General features: G+C 41.1%; 16 protein-coding genes and 1 riboswitch. Of the genes, 8 read left to right on the forward strand and 8 right to left on the reverse strand.

Features of this window, described 5'->3' with window-relative positions; all coding sequences use genetic code 11:
* Window positions 1-92 precede the first annotated feature (92 nt).
* Entirely contained in the window at window positions 93-701 is a 609-nt protein-coding gene (locus Q0Y52_RS01875) for a thiol:disulfide interchange protein DsbA/DsbL (protein ID WP_297817249.1), read from the forward strand.
* Window positions 702-830: 129 nt separating this feature from the next.
* On the opposite strand, the gene Q0Y52_RS01880 is transcribed toward Q0Y52_RS01875, so the two are convergent.
* The gene (locus Q0Y52_RS01880; protein ID WP_297817252.1) at window positions 831-3,182 is read right to left on the reverse strand and encodes a DNA polymerase II; all 2,352 of its coding nucleotides are present in this window, start codon (window positions 3,180-3,182) and stop codon (window positions 831-833) included.
* Window positions 3,183-3,680: 498 nt separating this feature from the next.
* Window positions 3,681-4,454: a peroxide stress protein YaaA gene (gene yaaA, locus Q0Y52_RS01885; protein WP_297817255.1), complete on the reverse strand. Its 774-nt coding sequence runs from the start codon at window positions 4,452-4,454 to the stop codon at window positions 3,681-3,683.
* A gap of 181 nt (window positions 4,455-4,635) precedes the next feature.
* Here yaaA and Q0Y52_RS01890 point away from each other — a divergent pair, with 181 nt between their 5' ends.
* From Q0Y52_RS01890 to Q0Y52_RS01910, 5 genes are all read left to right on the forward strand, one after another.
* The gene (locus Q0Y52_RS01890; protein ID WP_297817258.1) at window positions 4,636-5,256 is read left to right on the forward strand and encodes a DUF2799 domain-containing protein; all 621 of its coding nucleotides are present in this window, start codon (window positions 4,636-4,638) and stop codon (window positions 5,254-5,256) included.
* 261 nt (window positions 5,257-5,517) lie between these two features.
* On the forward strand, window positions 5,518-6,471 hold the full coding sequence (gene tal / locus Q0Y52_RS01895) for a transaldolase (protein ID WP_297817261.1): 954 nt from the start codon (window positions 5,518-5,520) through the stop codon (window positions 6,469-6,471).
* 231 nt (window positions 6,472-6,702) lie between these two features.
* Window positions 6,703-8,346: a glucose-6-phosphate isomerase gene (gene pgi, locus Q0Y52_RS01900; RefSeq protein WP_297817264.1), complete on the forward strand. Its 1,644-nt coding sequence runs from the start codon at window positions 6,703-6,705 to the stop codon at window positions 8,344-8,346.
* A 421-nt stretch (window positions 8,347-8,767) separates the two neighbouring features.
* Window positions 8,768-9,924, forward strand: a protein-coding gene (locus Q0Y52_RS01905; RefSeq protein WP_297816341.1) for an IS3 family transposase whose coding sequence is annotated in 2 segments (ribosomal slippage) — window positions 8,768-9,014 and window positions 9,014-9,924 — 1,158 coding nt in all. Because the reading frame shifts where the segments join, the coding sequence is not laid out codon by codon here.
* A gap of 119 nt (window positions 9,925-10,043) precedes the next feature.
* Complete coding sequence (locus Q0Y52_RS01910; protein WP_297817267.1) at window positions 10,044-10,214, forward strand: DUF3545 family protein; 171 nt, start codon at window positions 10,044-10,046, stop codon at window positions 10,212-10,214.
* 470 nt (window positions 10,215-10,684) lie between these two features.
* Here the strand turns inward: Q0Y52_RS01910 and ung are convergent, their stop codons facing one another.
* The 4 genes from ung to thrA form a co-directional block, all read right to left on the reverse strand.
* Window positions 10,685-11,344: a uracil-DNA glycosylase gene (gene ung, locus Q0Y52_RS01915; protein WP_297817270.1), complete on the reverse strand. Its 660-nt coding sequence runs from the start codon at window positions 11,342-11,344 to the stop codon at window positions 10,685-10,687.
* Between the two features lie 9 nt (window positions 11,345-11,353).
* Window positions 11,354-12,637, reverse strand: a complete 1,284-nt coding sequence (gene thrC, locus Q0Y52_RS01920) for a threonine synthase (protein ID WP_297817273.1) — start codon at window positions 12,635-12,637, stop codon at window positions 11,354-11,356.
* A gap of 86 nt (window positions 12,638-12,723) precedes the next feature.
* Complete coding sequence (thrB, locus tag Q0Y52_RS01925; RefSeq protein WP_297817275.1) at window positions 12,724-13,719, reverse strand: homoserine kinase; 996 nt, start codon at window positions 13,717-13,719, stop codon at window positions 12,724-12,726.
* On the reverse strand, window positions 13,719-16,181 hold the full coding sequence (gene thrA / locus Q0Y52_RS01930) for a bifunctional aspartate kinase/homoserine dehydrogenase I (protein WP_297817278.1): 2,463 nt from the start codon (window positions 16,179-16,181) through the stop codon (window positions 13,719-13,721). The genes thrB and thrA overlap by 1 nt, the downstream gene beginning before the upstream one ends.
* Before the next feature lie 971 nt (window positions 16,182-17,152).
* On the opposite strand from thrA, the gene Q0Y52_RS01935 reads away from it, so the two are divergent.
* Window positions 17,153-17,758, forward strand: coding sequence for a PEP-CTERM sorting domain-containing protein (locus Q0Y52_RS01935; RefSeq protein WP_297817280.1), 606 nt, complete (start codon window positions 17,153-17,155; stop codon window positions 17,756-17,758).
* Between the two features lie 151 nt (window positions 17,759-17,909).
* Here the strand turns inward: Q0Y52_RS01935 and Q0Y52_RS01940 are convergent, their stop codons facing one another.
* Both Q0Y52_RS01940 and Q0Y52_RS01945 read right to left on the reverse strand, forming a co-directional pair.
* Window positions 17,910-19,730, reverse strand: coding sequence for a S8 family serine peptidase (locus Q0Y52_RS01940; RefSeq protein WP_297817283.1), 1,821 nt, complete (start codon window positions 19,728-19,730; stop codon window positions 17,910-17,912).
* Window positions 19,731-19,821: 91 nt separating this feature from the next.
* A riboswitch (cyclic di-GMP riboswitch) is annotated at window positions 19,822-19,906 on the reverse strand.
* A 409-nt stretch (window positions 19,907-20,315) separates the two neighbouring features.
* On the reverse strand, window positions 20,316-20,702 hold the full coding sequence (locus tag Q0Y52_RS01945; RefSeq protein WP_297817286.1) for an MAPEG family protein: 387 nt from the start codon (window positions 20,700-20,702) through the stop codon (window positions 20,316-20,318).
* 59 nt (window positions 20,703-20,761) lie between these two features.
* On the opposite strand from Q0Y52_RS01945, the gene Q0Y52_RS01950 reads away from it, so the two are divergent.
* Window positions 20,762-21,679, forward strand: coding sequence for a 1-aminocyclopropane-1-carboxylate deaminase/D-cysteine desulfhydrase (locus Q0Y52_RS01950; RefSeq protein ID WP_297817288.1), 918 nt, complete (start codon window positions 20,762-20,764; stop codon window positions 21,677-21,679).
* Window positions 21,680-21,727: the final 48 nt, after the last annotated feature.

A 21,727-nucleotide genomic window follows, 5' to 3' on the forward strand; every position in this document is an offset into this window, starting at 1 on the left:
TTAAACTGAGTAGAAATAATAAATATTTAGCCGATTGTTTTTCAATTGGCTTTTTTAATTCAAAATTATAAATAAACTTTAAGAGGGTTTTTATGCGCAGGTCATTTTTAATCGTATTTTTATTTTTAACTTCATTTAATACCTTGGCACAATCAAAGTGGCAAGAAGGTACTCATTATAAAGTGATCGCTCAGAAGGCTAGCGCTAAACCCATAGTGCAAGAAGTTTTTTCATTTTGGTGCCCCGCTTGTAACGCATTTGAAACCATAGTGCCGCAAATTAAGCGCGCGCTCCCTCCAGGCATACCCTTTCAAAAGGTACATGTTAATTTTAATGGCAGCACATCTAAAGACACACAAAATGATGCAACAGCAGTGATGTTGGCCTCAAAAGCGCTAAAAACCGATGCACTGTTCAATAAAGCGTTATTCAATACTATTCATCAAAAAAGAACAAAAATAACCAGCAAGGCTGACATCCTTGCAGTGTATGCGGCGACGGGATCAGACGCCCTTAAGCTAGAAAAAATGATGTCTAGTTTTGGTATTCGTAGTCAGGTTGCCAAAAACGACAAAATTGCTCGTGGTGTAAGAAGTGTACCTACCATCATTATCAATGAAAAATACCAGGCTATATTCACCCGCGATATGACCCCAGATCAATCTGTTGAGCTTATCAGCTGGTTAGTTAAGCAGAGATAACGCAAAGAGCGCTGAACCAAATAGGATATGGCATACGTCAATTAGGCAGAGATAAAAAAGTCCAATATGTTGTTTATCTTTATCTCTGTTACCTTGTTGCACTCTGCGGTGACAAGCTTTATTAATTGACTAAAACAAGCCCATTTGTTGACTGGTCATGTCTTCAAAAGATAATCCTATGAAGGGCAAAATGCCTTCGGCAATAGGTTTGATTTGTTTATCTACGTAGTGGTCGTAATCTATTTGGCTGGTGATGTATTCTATTGGTTGTGGGCCATTAATAGTGATGACATAAGCTATCCAGCCTTTGTGCTGATATCTGAGTGTTTTACCTAAAGCTGCATTTTTTTGATCAGCCAACCTTGCTGCCTTTACATGAGGCGGTATGTTTTTTACATACAAATCTAACTTACGGCGAATTCGTTTGCGGTATACCAGTTGCTCGTTAAGCTTGCCTGAACGAGTATCTTCGATTATTTGCAGTAAATAATCGTGGACCTTATGCCCTGCAAAGACCATTTTGTATAATGTAAGCTGAAAGCCTTTAGCTAATTGCGTCCAATCTGAACGAACAGTTTCCAAACCTTTAAAAACCAGTTTTTCCCCATCTTTGGTGGTTTTTAAGCCTGCATAACGTTTTTTGCTACCGAGTTCTGAGCCACGAATAGTCGGCATTAAAAACTGACTAAAATGCGTTTCAAACTCTATCTCTAAATCACAATCGAGCTGATGCTCTTGTAGAATATTGTCTTGCCATTTTTGGTTAATTTCACAAACAAGAGATTGACCGATGTCAGAGGCTTGTTGATCTGATATCTCTGCGTCTAGCCAAACAAAAGTCGAATCAGTGTCACCATAAATAACTTGGTACCCCGCGTCTTCAATCCATTTTGCTGTAGTTTGCATAATGTCATGACCACGCATAGTAATAGAGCTAGCTAAACGTGTGTCATAAAACGGGCAACCACCTGAGCCTAGTACCCCATAAAAAGAGTTCATCAGAATTTTTATAGCCTGGCTACGAGCAGCATCTTGGTTTTTCTTAGCTGCATCGCGCTGTTGCCAAAGTGAGGTAATAATATCCGGTAAAAAGTGTTTGTCTCGACTGAATTTAGCCCCGCGGTAACCTTCAATGGCCTGTTCTGGAGACATTAAACCTTCCACTAAGCCCAATGGGTCAATTTTAAAGGTGCGCATGATGGACGGATATAGGCTCTTAAAGTCGAGTACCAATACATGTTTATATAAGCCAGGCTTAGAACTCATCACATAACCACCAGGGCTGGCTAAACCACCATCTTCTGGTCTGTTAGGTGCGATATAACCTGCTCGATGAAGTTTGGGTAGATACAAATTAATAAAAGCAGCCACCGAGCCACCCATTCTATCCAACTCAAGTCCTGTTAGCTGGTTACGTAACGTTAAAAAATCCATAACTTTGGTGTATTCAAAAATATCTAACACCAACTGACAATCTTGTAGGTTATATTCTGCTAGCTTGACTTTATTATATTGAAAATCATGTTCAATTTGGGCCAGCCGATCGTCAACGTCTTCGGTCTTTTTACCTACCCCTAAAAGGGTTTGAGCAACATTTTCTAAGCTAAAACTGTCAAACTGATAGGTTGCAGTTTTTAATGCGTCTATGCCATCAATAATCACTCGACCGGGCATAGAGACAAAACCCTGATCCACTTCATTCCTGGCATCTCGCCATAAAATAGGTTGATTATCCCGCCCCAAAGACAATTCAACTTTATGCAAAGCGGCCCGTTGAATCAGCAAACGAAAGTCAAAATTAACCACGTTCCAGCCAATGATAATATCGGGATCGATTTGACACACTTGAATAACAAACTGCTGCAACAACGCCTTTTCATTGTCTAACCAGTGGACCCATTCTGCTGCGGCTTGTGCCTTGCCAATCATCAATACACACTTATAGGTATCGCTGGCTAAACCAATTGAGAACAACTCGCCATCTTCACTGCATTCGACATCAATAGATAACAGGCTAAAACTCGGCACGAACTGACAGGGTTTACACTGAATATCTGTTATTTCTGTTGGCTTATGTGCCACTTGCTTACCAGAAAAAGTGGCACTGCCATAAACAAAACGTTCCATCAAGTAACGCTCGGTTAAACGTATATCATCCTCAAAACAGTTAATGTGGTACTGTTTAAGCAGTGTTTTTGCTTTATACAGTGAGTTGTTTCTATCAAAGTAGATACCGCCCACGTCTTGATGCTCAAACGTTTTTAACGCTAAGGGTTTGTAGTGATGTTCAATGCCACTTTTTTTTAATATTTGCGATGCTTGCGCCTGATCTTTTTGATCAATAAAAAACACCCCTTGTTGCGCTGTCGATGTCCCCTTTACTACGCTATTTTCAGTAAGGAACCAGCATTCAATATAAGTTTTACCTTGGCGTTCTATACTGCGAGCGGTAAGAATAAATCCCTCTAAGGAGACTTGCATAAGTGGCGATTCTAAAAATATAAGTGACGGCAAGGTAAGGGTAATTGTAAAAGATAGCAAGCCATAATAAAGACATTCAGCAACGCTAAATATCTCTATCAAAGGCTCACAATTTGTTTAGTCTGCTAAATCAGAATTGGTGGGCTTTTGTGGCTATAGGCTTGATTTCGCTTAACTGCATTATGAATCCAGGTCCGGCAGCGAATAAGAATGATACAATTATGCTATACACATTGCTGCCAGCCTCATATTTTAGCGATGTTGTGATATAAATTCACCCACCCAATTCAAATCACATCGACAACATAATGTAACCTTGCTTATTTGCTTATGTTGCGGCCCAAACGAAGATAAATGATAAGCAAAAAGTAGAATAAGTATTGAGCATTCAAACCTAGATGTTTATGTGTTTTTAATTTTCATCATAAAAATGGGTACATCTAAACACTGCTAGAACACCCTTGAGCCAAATAAGAACAGAGTATTCCCTTACATAAATTATAGTTCTTCACGTGTAAACACCAACACATTACCCTGACTCTTTTCAGTGGAAAACTGATATCCGGCAGAATCGAATTGTTGCAATTGACTAACCTCAGTTAACTGGTTTTGTAATATATACCTAGCCATCATGCCCCTGGCCTTTTTAGCGAAAAAGCTGATCACTTTATACTGCCCGTTTTTACAATCTTGAAATACAGGAGTGTAGATTTCAGCGTTAAGAGCATTAGGCTTAACGGCTTTAAAATATTCATTCGAAGCCAAGTTAACCAACACATTGTCACCTTGGGTAGCGATTGCTTCATTTAACTTGTGGCTAATACGTTCACCCCAGAACTGATACAAATTTTTGCTTTCGCCTATGTCCAATTTGGTACCCATCTCTAAACGATACGCCTGCATCAAATCCAGTGGACGTAACACACCATATAAGCCTGATAAAATACGTAAGTGTTGCTGAGCAAATTCGAAGTCTGCTTGGCTAAACGAGCTGGAGTCTAAACCGGTATAAACATCACCGTTAAATGCCAATAGTGCTTGTTTCGCGTTGCTGGTATCAAAAGGAATGTGCCAACTGGCGTAACGATCTGCATTGAGTCCTGATAACTTATCACTGATTTTCATCAACGAGCCAATTTTGGCTGGACTTAATGTTTGGCAATGTGTAATGAGCGTCTGTGAATCATCCAGCATCTCTGGCTGAGTATAAGTGTCGGTTGCTGCTGGGGTATCATAATCGAGGTTTTTGGCTGGCGAGATAACAACTAACATTCAATGGGATCCTGTAACGATAAAACTTGTTTTAAAAATAGTCATTGTGAATATGAAGTATACGTGGACAAATACAAGTTGGATTTTAATTTTCTTTGTATTTGAGAGGCGCTTCAGCCATTATTAAGTCCAATCGGACTTCACACTTCCTATATTAACCGACCTTTAGTTAAGGATAAATATGCACATAAAATTTTTAGCTATGACAGCCATCATTTTATTGTTATCAAATTGTGCCAATATGAATGAATCAGATTGTTTAAACGCAGATTGGCAATTAATAGGTTTTGAAGATGGGAGTTTTGGTAAGAACGAGTCACATGTTTCGCAGCATAGAAAAGAGTGCGCCGAGCACGGTGTCACACCTGATTTGATGGAATATCGCAATGGGCACTTCGATGGGTCTAAACGTTTTTGCACAGCAAACAATGGTTTCTCTCGAGGGAGACATGGAAAAGATTATAGTCGTAGTTGTCCTGAACAGTTTGAAGCTGAGTTTTTAAAAGGGTTCAGCGATGGTCAAACACTATACGGATTAAAAAAGATATTAAGTCAACGTGCAGCGGAACTCGAAAGCACTTATAAAGAGATCGATTGGCTAGAACATGCCATAGCAGATAAAAGTGAGCTTATGATTGCTGACGGTCTTAAACGAGATCAGCGATTAATGGTGAGAAACGAAGTGGCACAACATCAACAACAACAAGTTGAGCTTTACAATACCTTACCTGAACTAAAGCAGGAATTTGAACATGCGCTTCAAAGTTACGAGCGCGGTAAAGATAAATTCTCCTACTACTAAATAACCCAACATTGTTTGTAATTTTAAGCTGGCTTTATGAACATATGATTTCATATGGACGTTATTTTTTAGTGAAATCGGTCTTTTACTGGCGTCTGCTATTTAACGGTTATATCCTGTTCCCATACGTTTCAGTCACCATACGGTAAGCATTAAGACATATGATAGTCAGCTTACTTCTTTGAATTCCTGAACAATGTTGCCAAGCTACACCTAATTGATCGCAATAACGATAAAGTGTCATTACTTACAGAGGATAATATGTCTAACCAATTACAAGCACTACGAGAAATCACCACTGTTGTGGCTGACACAGGCGATATCGAAGCCATTAAAAAATACCAACCGGTAGATGCCACTACTAATCCTTCGTTGTTACTTAAAGCAGCAGAAATGCCGCAGTACAAGTCTCATCTTCAGGGGGCTGTGGCTTGGGCAAAACAACAATCTTCTGACGCTGAACAACAAATTACCGATGCGGGCGATAAATTATCTGTGACTATTGGTACTGACATTGTGAATATCGTACCGGGAAGGATCTCTACAGAAGTGGACGCGCGTTTGTCATTTGACACCGCTGCTAGTATCGATAAAGCCCATAAATTGATTGCGCTTTATAAAGAAGCAGGCATCGACAAAAGTCGTATATTAATTAAGTTAGCCTCCACTTGGGAAGGTATCAAAGCCGCAGAAGTGTTAGAAAAAGAAGGCATTAACTGTAACCTCACTTTACTGTTTGGTTTTGCTCAGGCACAAGCTTGTGCAGAAGCCGGTGCATTCTTAATTTCTCCGTTTGTTGGACGAATTCTAGATTGGTTCAAGAAAAGTACCGGTAAAACTGACTACACTTCAGCCGAAGACCCAGGGGTTGTTTCAGTCACTAAAATTTATAACTACTATAAAGATCATGGTTATAAAACGGTAGTTATGGGTGCAAGTTTCCGTAATACCGCTGAGATTACTGAATTGGCCGGTTGTGACCGTTTAACTATTGGTCCTGCTTTACTTGAAGCATTATCACAGACTGATGCACCTTTGCCGATTAAGTTAAAAGACAACGGCGCAATCAAAACACCTGGGGCACCGTTAACAGAAGCTCAGTTTCGCTGGAATATGAATCAAGACGCCATGGCGACTGAAAAATTATCTGAAGGTATTCGCAACTTTGCTGCTGACCAAGTTAAGTTGGAAGCCATGTTAAGAAGCTACCTGTAACCTACATAACTTATTGTAAAAGCGTCGAATTCGGCGCTTTTAATTATGTTATACCCAAAGCCATTGGAGTTGCAGCAAGGCGATAAAGGCACTCAGCCCATGAGCTTAGGCATGCTAAGTGCAACGTCGGTTACCGATTAGGGTAAGTGAGAGTAGCCAACAACGCTAAAGCTTCAAGGGAGACGGGTATAGAGGCCAGACCTGAGCTTTATCTTATATTGAGAACACAAAATGACAGCACTAACTTCATCACCAGCGTGGCAAAACCTTGAAAATTTAGCCACAAAAATCAAAACTCAACATATGCGGGACTGGTTTGCTGCAGACCCGCAACGTGCTGAAAATTTTACCCAAGCCGCCTGTGGGATTGAATTAGATTTTTCAAAAAATCTTATTACTGATGAAGTCATGCAAGCATTACAAGCACTTGCGACTGAATGTCAGGTAAGTGAAAAAAGCCAAGCAATGTTTGCTGGTGAAATCATCAATCACACCGAAAAGCGGGCTGTTTTGCATACTGCGCTGCGTAATTTTTCCGGCAACCCTGTATTAGTAAACGGTGAAGATGTGATGTCAGAAGTGTTAGCTTGCCAACAAAAGATCCAAGATTTTGTTAGCAGCATCCACAGTGGTAACCGTAAAGGTTATACCGGCAAGTCGCTGAAGCAAATTGTCGCCATTGGCATTGGTGGTTCCTTCCTTGGTCCTAAAATCATGTCTCAAGCCCTTAAACCTTATTGGTTTGAAGGAGTAAAAGTACACTATGTTGCCAATGTTGATGGATGTCATATCCAAGATGTTTTAGCTTCTGTTGATCATCAAGAAACCTTAGTGGTGATGTCATCTAAATCTTTCACTACTCAAGAAACCTTACAGAATACTATGACAGCTAAAGCTTGGTTTTTAGCGTCAGGTGGTACACAGCCTGATATCGCTAAACACTTTATTGCGGTGTCTTCCAATATTAAAGCGGCTACCGAATTTGGTATGGCAGAAGACAATATTTTCCCTCTTTGGGATTGGGTAGGCGGACGCTATTCACTTTGGTCGGCAATTGGTTTACCTATTGCACTCACCATAGGTTACGACAACTATCGCGAATTATTGCAAGGTGCATTTGAAATGGATGAACATTTCCAAACTGCGCCCATTGAGCAAAATTTACCAATGATATTAGCCTTACTAGGTGTGTGGTATGTGAATTTCTTTGGTGCACAAAGTCATGTGTTATTGCCTTATTATCACTATTTACGTGGTTTCCCCGCTTATGTGCAACAGCTAGATATGGAAAGTAACGGTAAACGTATTGCCGCAGCTCACACCCAAGTAGATTATGCTACAGGGCCAATCATTTGGGGCAGTGAAGGTACTAATGGTCAACATTCGTTCCACCAGCTTATCCATCAAGGGACTGTATTAGTGCCAGCTGACTTTATGTTACCGTTAAAAGTGCCTAATCAAGATGATACTCATCATGCCATGTTAGCCTCCAACTGTTTTGGTCAAACACAAGCATTAATGCAAGGTAAAACTTTCGAAGAATGCAAAGCTGACTTAGCGTCAAAAAACTTAGACATCCCCCCCCTTGAGTCACTTGCTACCCATAAAACCATGCCCGGCAACAAGCCAAGTAATACCTTGCTGTTCAAACAAGTTGATCCTAAAACCTTAGGGGCTTTGGTGGCGATGTATGAGCATAAAGTCTTTGTGCAAGGTGCAATATGGGGTGTGAACTCATTCGATCAATGGGGCGTGGAACTGGGTAAGGAATTGGGCAATCAGGTGTTAGATAAGCTGGTGAACACCGATGCTGAGTTACCTTTTGATGCATCAACCAACCAGCTAATCAGCAAATTTAGACAGGCAAACAGATAACCACGAAACAGGTTGGGGCACCTCATAGGCTTAAAGATAAGAGCGTCTCACCGTAGAAAAAATGCAGCGCCGGATGCCTTCGGCCTTGCTACACAAAGGAATATATATTCGCTTTTTGACCTCTGTGCGCGGCACCCGGTGATCTCTTTTTTCTCTGTGGTTTAAATACTTATGTTTTTATATTCTTAGCTTCGAGCTTCACAAAATGCTTCTAGGGTAAATGACCCAGTCAATCAAGATGAGTGATATTTATATCTTTCTTTTTGAGCGAGAAGCTAGCTGCACGAAATGGCTCTATTTTAGAGCTCAATATTTTCCACTTATTCGTAAAAGCTTCAAATACTTATATTATTATCACTGTTGTGGTTGAATTAACCGGACACTTCAATAAAGGATTATAATCCTGTTAATTGAGGTGAATATGACTAAACGAACAAATAAACATTATCCCGCAGAATTTAAACAAGAAGCGGTCGCTCTGGTAATAGAGCAAGACTATCCAATCGTACAAGCTGCTGCATCTTTAGGTGTGACAGACAAACTACTTTACAACTGGGTAGCTAAGCATAAGAAACAGGCACTAGGTGATGCATTATCTGGTGATGAACGGGCAGAGTTAATTCAGCTCAGGAAAGATAGTAAACGTCTACAAATGGAGCGTGAAATCCTAAAAAAGGCCAGTGCCTTCTTCGCGAAAGAAATGAAGTAAGATATTCTTTTATAAGTGAGCTTGATGCGAAGTATCCGGTGTCAGTTGCTTGTAAAGTGATGGAAGTGAGTTCGTCAGCATACTACGCATGGCTAAAAAAACCTGGTGAACTCATTAGCGCTCAAATGCTAAGACTGTATCGACGAGCCAAAGCATTATTCAAGGCAAGTCGAAACAGTTTAGGCAGCAGAGAGCTTGCTAAAGCACTACGCAAAGAAGGCTTTGAAATAACGCGGTATCGCGCCATTAAGTTAATGGAACGGCTTAAATTAGTTGTGACTCAGCGAATAGCTTATAAAGTGACAACCAAGCGCAAACACAGTGATGCTGTGGCTGACAACTTGCTAAATATGAATTTCAATCCTGTTGGACCCAATCAAATTTGGGCGGGTGATGTGTCCTATTTAAAGACTGGTGAGGGCTGGTTGTACTTAGCCATTGTCATGGATTTGTATTCACGCCGGATTGTAGGTTGGCATATATCAAAACGCATGACGCGTGATTTGGTCGAGCAAGCACTGACAAAGGCTCATAATTTACGCAAACCACCAAAAGGTTTGGTGTTTCACAGTGACAGAGGCTCTCAGTACACGAGTAAAGGCTTTAGAAATCTACTGTCGCGATTAGAGTGTCGAGCTAGTATGGGAGATGTTGGAGCTTGCTGGGATAATGCTGTTGTGGAGCGCTTCTTTGGAAGTTTAAAGCATGATTGGTTGTTTAAAGTACCGCAGCCCACTCGAACACATATGCGAGAAGATGTTGCTAGGTACATGAAATATTATAATGTTGAGCGACTACATTCAGCTAATTTGGATCAATCGCCAATTGAATTTGAAAACTCCTTTAGAAAAGTGTCCGGTTGGACTTGACCAGAACACACTGTCTGTATGGTACACAGTATATAATTTATTGTTTTATGTCGATAATCACAAAGCTTGAAGAGTATTGTTTTATTCACTGCGCTATAAAAATAAGGAAAGAAATCGAAATGGATAAGTCCGAATTATTGTCTACCTTAGATTCAGAAACAAAGTCCTCTAAAAACAAAGCAAATAAACTCAAATGGCGAGAAATTGAAGCCATACACGACAGAAAGCGGCTCAAACAAGAATTACGAGAGTTGGGAATGTCACCAGAGGATGATTTAAAATTTTTATAAATGCAAAAGCCCTGAATTGTCAGGGCTTTTTTATGTATGAGGACTGAGTCGCGACTTTTCTAACCCACAGGCCCTTCAACTACATATTAATTGGGTATAAAAGTATCAGCTGATGACTCTTTCATCTCTTGACCAACAATATCCAACTGACTATTTTCTTTCAACAAACAATCAGCTGTTAAATTGAGATATATTTCAACATATCCTTTAATTTCGGATTGGCGATTTTGCTGTAGCTGCGAGAACGAATTAACTGACTTAGATTCAATAAGCCAGCACAAGAAACCAAATCAAAAGTCGCTGGCACTGTCTCTTTATAAAGCTGGCAATAGGGTTTGCTTTATGACCCCACCATTAATTATCTGACCTTTTGTGGTGATTAAAAAGCACGGCATTGATAGCATAATCTGGGAATGAATATGCGTGAGCTGATAAAAAATAACGCAATATTAAGTTAACTTTATATTGCGCTATACCTGCCAATTAATTGGTCTTTTACCTTGCTGTTTTAAAAGCTCATTGGTGTGTGAGAAATGTTTACAGCCAAAAAATCCTCGGTATGCTGATAGCGGTGAAGGATGCGGAGCACTCAGTACATGATGTTTTTGTGTATCTATCACTTCACCTTTTTTCTGAGCGTGGCTGCCCCACAGCAAAAACACCAGGCCATGACAATGCTCACTGAGTTGTTGAATAACAGTATCAGTAAATCGTTCCCAACCTATCTTTGCATGAGAATGAGCTTGCCCTTGTTCGACCGTAAGAACGGTATTGAGTAACAGTACGCCCTGTTCTGCCCAGCTTTGTAAAAAACCATGTTGGGGGATAGTGAAGCCAGATATGTCAGAGGCTAATTCTTTATATATATTAACCAATGAAGGAGGTGTTTTAACATGGGATAAGACCGAAAAACATAATCCGTGAGCTTGATGAGGGCCGTGATAAGGATCTTGGCCTAATATCACCACCTTCACTTTATCCAGCTCAGTTAAATTAAAGGCATTAAACACATCTTGACTAGGTGGGTAAATCATTTTTCCAGCAGCCCTGTTACTGTCAACCAATTGCATCATTTGTTGAAAGTAAGGCTGCTGTTTTTCTTGTTTTAAAATATCTGCCCAAGTGGTCATCAGATATATTTAGCCCAGTAAACGGAACAAATGCGCTTTTAGCGCCTGGTAATCACAAGGTAACTCAACTGACAATCCCTCTTTACCTGCACAATCAGCAAGAGGCTTAGGCAAACTGATAGGTTGACCTAAAACATTTTCAACCGTTTCACGAAATTTAGCTGGGTGAGCGGTACCTAAGAAAATACCGGTCTGACCTTCTTCCATTTTTCTGACTAAGGCTTTGTAAGCAATCGCAGCGTGAGGCTCACTTACATACCCTAATGAAGCTAATTGACGCATGGCCACTTGGGTGTATTCTTCGTCTATTGTGGCGCCAGAGATATCAGATTTATCGACCTGACCTTCCTCAATCATAGCTTCAATTCGCGGCCAGTTATTGGGTTGACTCACATCCATTGCATTAGACAAAGTAGCAACGGTGTCTTTAGGTTGCCACTCGCCGGTTTTTAAATAACGAGGCACAGTGTCGTTTAAATTGGTGGCAGCAATAAAATGTTTAACCGGTAAACCCATGACTTTTGCAATGAGACCTGCGGTCAAGTTACCAAAATTACCACTGGGGACTGAAATCACTAAATCTTCACGTTCGGCTGGAGTAAGCTGTGACACTGCTTCGAAGTAATAACAAACTTGTGCGGCTAAGCGGCTTATATTAATAGAGTTTGCAGAATTTAAATGCAAGCCTTCACGAACGTCTGGGTCATCAAAGGCACTTTTTACCAATTGCTGGCAAGCATCAAAATCGTCTTCAATCGCCACGGTATGGATATTGCCACCAAGAGTCGTAAATAACTTCTCCTGTAGCTGACTGATTTTACCTTTTGGATACAAAATCACTACATTGATATTTTCTATGCCATAAAATGCATGAGCTACAGCTGCACCAGTATCTCCCGATGTAGCGGTTAAAATAGTGATCGGCTGACCATCAGAGATTGCAACTAAGCACTGTGCCATAAAGCGACCGCCAAAATCTTTGAAGGCTAATGTAGGGCCATGGAAAAGCTCCAAAGCGTAAACATTATCTGTCACCTTAGCCAAAGGAGCGCCAAACAGAAAAGCTCGCTCAACAATACCTGCCACCATTTCGCGTGGTAATTCATCACCAATTAAGGTGGCTAAAATTTCTACACTGCGCTCAACAAAAGGCATAGCCAGGATTGATTCAATATCATCAAACTTGGGTAATTGCTTAGGAAAAAATAACCCTTGGTCTTTACCTAAACCTTTTTTTACTGCTTCTGCAAACGTGACTTGCTCAGAGGCGTCTTTTAAATTTACGAGTTCCACTTTACTACCTTTTTAATACTTAAATGTTGCGCTGGTAACAGAAAATGATGACCATATGTTACTAGCTCCGATGAAAGCTATCGCTTTCAAGAGTGGCTTATGGATGCGCCACTCATGTCTAACTGACAAATATGACTAAAACCTGTGTCATTTTGAATATAATTATCAGCTAGCCATTGATTAATGATTTGGGCATCTTCTATATTATCACATACTGCAAATACTGTTGGTCCAGAGCCTGAAATACCAAAGGCCAGCGCGCCGTGTTGTATTGCAAATACTCGTGACTCATCAAACCTTGGTAACAGTGATTTACGATAAGGTTCGGCAATCACATCTATCATCATGGCCGCGGCTAGTTTTTCATCCTTTCGGTACAAGGCGTCAGTAAATACCGCTAACTGACGACCAAACTGGATAGTATCTGCCATAGCAATCTGTTTTGGTAAAATATTCCGTGCTGCAGCTGTCGAGACACTAATACCAGAGTAACAAGATACCCAATACCAGTTTTCAAACATGGGCAATTGCAATGCGACTTGCTCTTTATGTTCCGCCATTAACGTTAAACCACCAAGGAAGCATGGCGCAACATTATCATAATGTACACTACCGCTTATTTGCCCTTCTAGTTCACCCATCACCAACAATAATTCATTTTCTGTGAAAGGCGCCTTACCAAAATACTCAGTAAAAAACTGATTCAGGCCATGTAGTGCAGCCACAATCGAGCTGGCGCTTGAGCCTAATCCACTGCCAATAGGTAGGTGTTTGTACAGGGTCAATTTAAGTGCGGGGATAGCGCTTTTAGCATAACCTTGTTGCTCTAACACCGCCATAAAGTGCCGATAACAACGGGTCACGATATTGCTGTTTGGATCAGGTGGCAACTTGTCAGCAAAACGTCCCTTGACGTCCAAACTAAACTGCTCTGCCACTTCGATATCGACTTCGTCACCTAACAAACTGCCGTCTATTGGTTTTAATGCCGCGCCAAGTAGGTCAAACCCCAAGCTGACGTTACCGATAGAGGCAGGGGCATAAGCTCTTAAGGTAGATTGCTTCATTTGAACTTTTGACATTATATAGATTGTTTCCAGGGCATAGTGCGCATGATATCTGCGAAGACGCCTGCTGCAGTCACCGCAGCACCGGCTCCGTAACCACGAATAACATAAGGAATAGGTTGGTAATAATGACTATGAATGGCCAAGGCATTTTCGCCCTCTTTTACCATATACAGTGGATGAGACTCATTTACAGCTTCGATACTGACAACACATTTACCATGCTCAATTGAGCCTACATAACGCAATACTTTGCCTTCATCCTTCGCGGCAGCTACTTTTTGTGCGAAGTAACTGTCTAATTCAGGCAAACGCGTCATGAAATCTTCGATACTGCCGCTGGCATCAAAAGAAGATGGTAATACTGGCTCTATAGTGATGTCTGATAGTTCAAGGGTTAGACCTGATTCACGGGCCATAATCAACAGTTTTCTGGCGACATCCATACCACTCAAATCATCACGTGGATCAGGCTCCGTAAAACCATTCTGTTTAGCAATTTCGGTTGCCTCAGACAGACTCAAACCTTCATCTAACTTACCAAACACAAAAGATAATGAACCAGACAATATCCCCTCAAAACGCACTAATTCATCGCCAGCATAAAACAAATTTTGTAGATTATCGATAACCGGTAAACCCGCACCGACTGTGGTTTCGTATAAAAATTGACGATTGGTTTTTTGAGCGGTATCTCTTAAAAGCTGATAAAACTCGGTGCTGGCTGTATTGGCCTTTTTGTTTGGTGTGACAACATGAAAGCCATCTAACATCATCTGAGGGTATTGTTCAGCAATGTAAGCGCTACTCGTACAGTCGATAACGACAGGGTTAACCAGGCTATTGTCGTGTACAAAACCTTTCAAATTATCGATAGAGAATTGTTTATCACTTTTATCCAAGTCTTCTTGCCAAGAGGCACTCAAATCGATGCCGTTAGATTGCAGCAATAATTTTTGACTATTGGCAATCCCGTACACTTTTAAGCTAATATTTTTTTTAAGTAAAGCGGCTTGTTGCCGAGCAATTTGAGCTAACAGCTCTTTTCCAACACTGCCGCAGCCCACTAAAAAAGCATCGATAGCATGTAGGTTAGAGAAAAAGTTCTGATGCACGACTTTCACTGCTTTTTTAGCTTTACTGGCTTCGATAACAGTGGAGATAGAGCGTTCAGAAGAGCCCTGAGCAATAGCCACGTTATTGACTCTGGCTTGTGCCAAGGAGCTAAAGAATTTAGCGGCCAACCCTTTAGAATGACGCATCCCGTCTCCTACCAAAGTAACAATGGCTAATTCATGACGGACTTCAATCGGGTCAAGCAAATGATTACTGAGCTCTAAAGCAAATGAGTCTTCTAATAAATCCTGAGCGCGGCTGGCATCTTTACTGTGAATACAGAAACTAATGCTGTATTCAGACGAAGATTGCGTAATCAAGCTAATCGAGATATTCGCGTTAGACATAATTTCGAACACCCGGCTTGCCATACCCACCATGCCTTTCATGCCAGGGCCTGCCACGTTGAACATAGTCATATCATCTAAGTGTGATATTCCTTTTACGCTAGTCCATTTAGTGCTCGCTTGGTTACTGATCAAGGTACCTGGCGCTGCTGGGTTGAGTGTATTGCGGATTAAACAGGGGATATGATGTTGAGCGATGGGGCCGATTGTTTTAGGGTGTAACACTTTCGCACCAAAATAAGACAATTCCATCGCTTCTTGATACGTCAGCTTATCAAGCAATACCGCACCATCGACTTGGTTTGGATCAGCATTGTAAACACCGTCTACGTCTGTCCAAATCTCACAACACTGTGCATCAATACACGCAGCCAAAATAGCGGCTGAATAATCTGAACCATTTCGACCTAGAGTGACCTTTTCACCCGCTTGGTTGACAGCAACAAACCCAGGCATAATTAATATTTTGTCACCTGAGATATCCACATCACTGAAGCGAGCCTGGCTAGCAGATACATCGGCTATGCTGTCTAGGTAGTCACCTTCAGCAACAATATAGTTAACCGGATCAATAATGCAATTGGCATGACCTAAACTGGTCAATATTTCACTGAATATATTCACACTCACGTATTCGCCAACGCTTAACACCCTAGCGACCACTTCCTCAGGGGCGCACCGCAACAACGCAAAACCTTCTAAATGCTGATTGAGGTCGTTTAAGGTATGTTGAATGAATTCAGCTAATGTAGCTTGAGAAAAATGGGGAAGGCTAATTTTCAGGTCATCCAAAATACCAAACAAAAGCATATTTAATTTGGCAAACAATTCGCCGTAATCTTTGCCCGATGCCGCTTCATCACACAATAACGATAAGGCATTGGTGACGCCCTTTGGAGCAGACAATACAACAGCCGCACCGACATCATTGTGACATGCGAGGCTAATGTCTTTGACTCTTAAGTAACGTTCTGCATCAGCGAGTGACGACCCACCAAACTTCAATACCTTCATTTTTAATTCCTTAACTGTTTCAACACACTGTCTTTATCAATCACGTGTTTATCAATCACGTGTTTTAAGCATCTTAATAACAAAAAAGCCCGCGGTAGTGGCGGGCTTTTTATGTGTAATGCGTATGCACTAGCCAGCGAACACCTTTTCAAAGGTAATGATAATGATGCCGGTTGTGAGTGATATTATAAATTTCATTGATTTAATTTGCCGTATAGACGTCTATAAGTCAACTAGCACAAAGGGTTGTTTTGTTATTTGTTATTCCAGCACCGTGCAGCGCGCCATTATTTAGACTTTAATCGCGTCAAGCATATCGTAATTTTTACATCACGAACAACAATCACGAGACGTGTGTAATAAGTGATAGCCATAGCGGTTTAGCATCCCTTACTATTGCCTATCTAAAATACGGACCCCAGACTATTGATGCATAATCAATATCCTTGACTGTTGTAATTTGTGGTCACAAAAATATTCAGTCACTTTAACAAAAAAGTCCACAATAGAATTCTTGCCCAAATACTACGAACGCTCTCAGTCTACCTCTTTACATTCAATATGCCCGAGAATAGGAGTTGCACCGTATTTTCGGGTCTAACGTATGACTAAAGTACGTGTGGTAAAAATACGTGTGGTAAAAAACTTTACATTATAGAGTTGTGTATTTCTTACTTTATGCAGGTGAAATATAATAAAAAATAGCTATTTATCTCTTAACTCACTATTTTCACTTCGGTAAAACGTCAGGTATTTTTACATGTTTGCTCATATAGCAACATTCGGTTTTTATAACTGGTTGATAATTAGTATTATAAAATTTTCGGTATAGAAAATGCATCTATCTTTACTAGCTTAATTTTATTAAAGGCGAAGTAATAAGCTTAGTGGTGCCTTTGTAACTCGGCGTGTAAATAAACAACACTATTCGGCTTATTTATTTACCCTAAAATTACGATAAGGAATATTCTATGCAACTTAAAAAATCTATCGCTGCTTCACTTTTATTCGGGTTGATGTTCAGCTCACAAGCCTCGGCAATTTTCATTAATGATGGCGGGGCTGGCGTTTTAAATGGTAATAATGTTGGAGTATTAGACACGCTTCTCGCCACAACGACGGACTTGCAATCAATAAACCCTGCATGCCCAAATGGCTCTAATGAAGTAGCTGAACTTTGCTGGGCCACTTCTGTGACGGGTATGACCTACACATTGAGCGGAAAGACAGATCCGGTTCAAGCGTATACTACTGATGAAACGGATGTAATCGCGTTTCAGTTGTTATTTGGACCTGGCACTTACATTGTCAAGAACTCTACTGACTGGGGGCTGTTTACAAATCTGGCAGAAACTACTTGGGGAGTGATCGATACCGATCTCCTCGGTGGATTTAATTTGAGTGATACCCAGTTAACAATCAGTCATGTCACTCAGTTTGATGGTGGTGGTGGCGGTGGTGGCGGTCCTCAAGATATACCTGAGCCTGCCTCGCTACTTTTACTCGGCATGGGTTTATTGGGTTTGGGGGGGCTGCGCCGTCATAAAGCCCACTCAACTAGCTTGCCTTTAAGCTAGTTAATAGCCCAGCAATAAAAAGGCACCACTGCATATGATGCATAGTGGTGCCTTTATCTTTTAATCTCAGGAACTAGCTTACCAACCTTGAGCCATAGCATGGCATGGCATAGCATGGCATGGCATAGCCTTGTCTTGAATTAACTTACATCTATTTACGCCCTCTTTTTTTTGTAGTGGTAATATTAACCTGCACACTGCTCTGTGTTTGATTACCTGCCGCATCAAATGCTTTGCTTAAAATAGTATGCAAACCAGCACGCGCCTTACGGCTATTCCAACCGTACGACAATACAGACGTATTCGTTTGGGCTTTTAATTGACCGTCAATATAGAGCTCAACCTTAGTCACCGCTACATTATCAGTTGCAGAAACAGTAATAGCGACATTGCCGCTCACCGTGCTGCCATCAGCTGGGTTAGTAATAGTTACATTCGGGGCAATGTTATCAGCTACATCGACAATATTATCAATGACCAGCCAGTGAGTGGCTGAGCTGCCCAGGTTGCCAGCCGCATCTTCAGCGCGAGCAGTAAAGGCGACATTACCATCGGCCACATTATGACTGTCGAAACTAATACTAAAGGGCGCAACATTGTCGCTGCTAATGTATATGCCATCGGCGTATAAGCTCACCGAACTGACCGCAATATTATCTTCAGCATTAACATTAATATTAAAGATACCCTCTTGCGTACTATTTTCAGTGGGCGACGTTATCGCCACTGTGGGGGCTTGTTGATCAATGCTAGGGGCTTGCTGAGCCATAATCACAGCGGCGGCAGCATCAACCCGGCCATGACCATAAAAGACACTAAATCCACCACCACTTTTAGTTTTGTCCGCACTGGACTCTAAAATATTCTCCAGTTCATCGTTACTAAGATTGGGGTTAGCTGATTTTATCAATGCCAGCGTTGCTGCTGTTGCAGGACTGGCAAACGAAGTTCCACTGGGAGCACTATAACCGCCACCCCTTGTTGTGGTCCAAATACCTACTCCAGGCGCTGCCACATCGACACAATTACCGTAATCTGACCAACTGGCTTTATTATCAGCACTGTCTGTGGCCGAAACAGTAATAATGCTGGCATTATCGCTGCAGTTTAGATTTGAACCACCGTTACCGGCTGAAGCGACAACTAATCCCCCTCGATTACGCATATATTGCGCCGCATTGGTGACAGTGGAGCTGCTACTGACCTGGTAGCTAATATTGGCAATGTCGGCACCATTATCGGCGGCCCAAGTTAAGCCATTGGCAACATCGCTCCAATACGCATAGCCTGCGCTGTCGTTGGTAATTCGCACTGGCATAATAGATGCGTGCCAGGCGATTGAGGTCACACCCGTGTTATTGTCGCTTATTGCCGCGACAACCCCCGCCACTTTAGTGCCATGGCCATTCACATCGGCCGTATCGTTATTTTGGCTAACACTATTCCAGCCTGTTACCATATTGGCTGCCAAATCATTGTGATAACCATTTACGCCGCTATCCAAAATAGCCACGACTACTCCATTTCCTTTAGCATAGTCCCAAGCAATAGGTAATTGCATGTTACTTAAGTGCCAAGCATTTGCGTAGTAGGGATCATTAGCCGTGACTGCAGTGGGTTTTACCAGTAAGTCTAGCTCTGCAAATTCTATATTGGGATTGTTAGACAAGGCTCTCACTATCGCCTGTTCAGCTTGAATGGGAACTTTGATTATATGGGTGTTGAGTTGTTTGAGCTTTCCTTTTGAACTGGCTTGGTGTCCTTTTAAAATCTTTTGAAAATTTTCTTCAGACAAACCGGAGGTGGGTTGCACCAAAATTTGTCCTTTAGCCCACACTTTTGGCAGTGGTGGATCTGCTAGAGCGTGTTGGGTGAAAAACAGGGGTAACAACAGGGTGCTTAATACTGAGCCACGGCTGCTAATTTTTACTAATGAACTGATACTGGGTAAATTGGTGTTAATATACTTCATTTTGTGACTCCACAGTTTGTGAAGTCTACAGAAAACCCTTCGCTTAAAATTGCCTTTAAATACAGATTATCAAAAACACAACAAGCTGCTAATTGGCAGTTCCGCTATCATAGGAATCATCCCGTAGACCGGTTACTTTGCGTCACTTTCTTTCGAAAGTTTTGCCCTTTTCAATTACAACTGCTTATCAATTTAACTCACAGTTGGGAGAGGAATACCTCTTTTGAACGTCGTCATTTTAGGTTGGTATGACTCAAGGTGTCAACATAAATCGTACAAAAAACAACCAATTTTAGAGGTGTTGAATGTAAGCTCTTAATTAATAAAGAATAACCTTTAAAAAATATTTCACATCGATTTTCTGATCGCTCACATTGAACATGCGGATCAAAATAAGCAGCTAAACCCAGCATTGCACAAAAATTGAGTGCCCCTCAGCACTTTCAAAATCATGAGTACGGATAACGAAAAGTGGAATGTTGCTTCCCAATGCTAAATTTGGACAAAATTCACTGTGTTCTATTCAAAGAACGCTCCGTCATAAAAAATATGTCACAACTCACTTTCATTAATAAGCAGCACAAACTAAGGAATAGCCAACCAAACAAGTGTCAGAGAAGATATAAAACCAATGCCCCAAAAAATGCTGCGCAATACATGTTTATCAAAGTAATATGCGAATAGGTAAGCCAACCTAGAGGCAACGAATGCAATAGCAATATATTCTGCTAACTGCCCTGCATTATTTGTGACAAGCACTGCGAGCGCGCCAGGGGTAAACATGATTAGCGCTTCAAAACAATTTTCGTGAGCCGCTTTAGCCCTTGCACCAAAACCTGATAAAGTCTTTTGTTGCTCACGGGGATTTCGATTATCATAGCCACCCGCCTTATTCATAGCCATAGCCAAGGGTGCTTTAGCGAGGATAGGCATTAAGGTTGCGATAAATAAACAGATTATGATGATGGTCATAGTGACACCTTTAAATTGATTAATGAGTATTCAAACCACGAGGTTAAAACATAAATAGATTGAATGAAAATAATTTATTATCACAGTTAAAAATAGCCACTCCTTCAGCTGAATCCATCATTCAACCAGATTGGGCAATTGCACGTGGCATCACACTCGTAGTCAAACGTGACGATTTACTGCACCCCATTATTTCAGGCAATAAATGGCGCAAACTTAAATATGCTCTATTACAAGCCCATGATAATAACGTTAAACATATAGTGAGCTTTGGTGGCGGGTTTTCAAATCATGTGCACGCTTTAGGTTATTGCTGCCACCAACTCAATATACAATTTACCGCCATTATCAGAGGGGATTATTCACATAACCTTAGTCCTATGTTACGGGATTTACTGAGTTGGGGGACTGACATTCAGTATGTCGATAGAATTAATTACCAACAACGCGCCGAGCCCCAATACCTTCAGACACTTGCCACAAAATATCCCAATGCTTTGATTATTCCTGAAGGGGGTTCGCAGTTACAAGCTCTCAAAGGGGTAGCTGAAATTATTGATGAACTGCAAAATGAGTATGACTATGTTTTGGCGCCTGTAGCCAGCGGAGGCACCTTAGCGGGACTGGTTGATGGTTTAGCCCAAACGGGTAAGCATGACACTAGCCAGCTTTTGGGTATTGCGGTGTTGAAGGGTCAAGAATATTTAGAGCAATTAGTAGAAAATTTATTAACGGATAGACATCACAAATCAGAATGGTCAATTAGCCATGACTATCACTTTGGCGGATATGCAAAATCCAACAACGAACTTAATCAATTTTGCGCAGCGTTTGAGAAACAAACTCAAATCGCCTTGGAGCCGGTTTACAGTGGCAAATTATTTTATGCCCTGTACCAGTTAACAATAAACGGGTACTTCCCTGCTGGTAGTCGAGTCTTAGCAATACATACTGGTGGATTACAAGGAGCGAGGTAAGTCACCATTGCTTTATTCATCAAATATACGGTAGATTGTTTGCTAGTA

The organism is uncultured Paraglaciecola sp. (assembly GCF_943787955.1).
Classification (GTDB): Bacteria; Pseudomonadota; Gammaproteobacteria; order Enterobacterales; family Alteromonadaceae; genus Paraglaciecola.

What these genes read in the sequence shown, in the direction of transcription:
- Q0Y52_RS01945 (WP_297817286.1), bottom strand. Translation starts at nt 20,702, where the DNA reads ATGACCATCATCATAATCTGTTTATTTATCGCAACCTTAATGCCTATC.
- Q0Y52_RS01910 (WP_297817267.1), top strand. Translation starts at nt 10,044, where the DNA reads ATGGATAAGTCCGAATTATTGTCTACCTTAGATTCAGAAACAAAGTCC.
- thrA (WP_297817278.1), bottom strand. Translation starts at nt 16,181, where the DNA reads ATGAAGGTATTGAAGTTTGGTGGGTCGTCACTCGCTGATGCAGAACGT.
- Q0Y52_RS01940 (WP_297817283.1), bottom strand. Translation starts at nt 19,730, where the DNA reads ATGAAGTATATTAACACCAATTTACCCAGTATCAGTTCATTAGTAAAA.
- Q0Y52_RS01875 (WP_297817249.1), top strand. Translation starts at nt 93, where the DNA reads ATGCGCAGGTCATTTTTAATCGTATTTTTATTTTTAACTTCATTTAAT.
- Q0Y52_RS01935 (WP_297817280.1), top strand. Translation starts at nt 17,153, where the DNA reads ATGCAACTTAAAAAATCTATCGCTGCTTCACTTTTATTCGGGTTGATG.
- yaaA (WP_297817255.1), bottom strand. Translation starts at nt 4,454, where the DNA reads ATGTTAGTTGTTATCTCGCCAGCCAAAAACCTCGATTATGATACCCCA.
- ung (WP_297817270.1), bottom strand. Translation starts at nt 11,344, where the DNA reads ATGACCACTTGGGCAGATATTTTAAAACAAGAAAAACAGCAGCCTTAC.
- thrB (WP_297817275.1), bottom strand. Translation starts at nt 13,719, where the DNA reads ATGTCAAAAGTTCAAATGAAGCAATCTACCTTAAGAGCTTATGCCCCT.
- tal (WP_297817261.1), top strand. Translation starts at nt 5,518, where the DNA reads ATGTCTAACCAATTACAAGCACTACGAGAAATCACCACTGTTGTGGCT.
- Q0Y52_RS01880 (WP_297817252.1), bottom strand. Translation starts at nt 3,182, where the DNA reads ATGCAAGTCTCCTTAGAGGGATTTATTCTTACCGCTCGCAGTATAGAA.
- pgi (WP_297817264.1), top strand. Translation starts at nt 6,703, where the DNA reads ATGACAGCACTAACTTCATCACCAGCGTGGCAAAACCTTGAAAATTTA.
- Q0Y52_RS01890 (WP_297817258.1), top strand. Translation starts at nt 4,636, where the DNA reads ATGCACATAAAATTTTTAGCTATGACAGCCATCATTTTATTGTTATCA.